Here is a 606-nt window from a genome sequence, read left to right as displayed (position 1 = left end):
TCTTATGGTCAGTGCCTTCGCGTCTCAAAATGGCGTTGTAATGGGTCAACTTAAAACAGATGCAAAATCCAATGAAATTACAGCAATTCCCGAGTTACTTGATTTACTAGAATTGAAAGGTCAGTTAGTAACATTAGATGCTATGGGGTGTCAGACTAAGATAGCCAAAAAGATCATTGAAAAAGAGGCGAACTATCTATTTTCAGTTAAAGGTAATCAGGGGTTGTTGCATCAAGCAATTAAAGAGGCTTTCTATAATGATAGTCAGAACGAACGTGCGGCCGCATACAGCTATCTGGAGCAACAACGTGGCCGCACTGAGTATCGTAAATATGAAGTGCTTCAAGCTGCACCATTCCATCTTACTGAAAAATGGTCAAAATTAACGACGATAGGGAAAGCAATTTACTACCGCATAGAGAATGGAAAAGAGCTTATCGACACTCGTTATTACATTAGTTCTGCGCAATTATCGGCAGAAGAGTTAGCCAATCATGTACGTAGCCATTGGGCTGTTGAGAATCAATTACACTGGGTTCTTGATGTCTCATTCAGAGAGGATAACTGCCCAATACGCAGAGGTCACCCGGCAGAAACCTTACGTAC

Annotated in this window: 1 protein-coding gene; it reads left to right on the top strand. The window is 41.3% G+C overall.

Annotated features, from left to right (window positions below; translation table 11 throughout):
• Positions 1-40 precede the first annotated feature (40 nt).
• Positions 41-606 (top strand): ISAs1 family transposase (locus CWC18_RS20275; RefSeq protein ID WP_249930160.1); only part of this gene is annotated, 566 nt, incomplete at its 3' end.

Origin of the sequence: Pseudoalteromonas aurantia (assembly GCF_005886875.1) — a bacterium.
Lineage (GTDB): Bacteria > Pseudomonadota > Gammaproteobacteria > Enterobacterales > Alteromonadaceae > Pseudoalteromonas > Pseudoalteromonas aurantia_A.
This window is presented reverse-complemented; position numbering and strand designations above follow the sequence as displayed.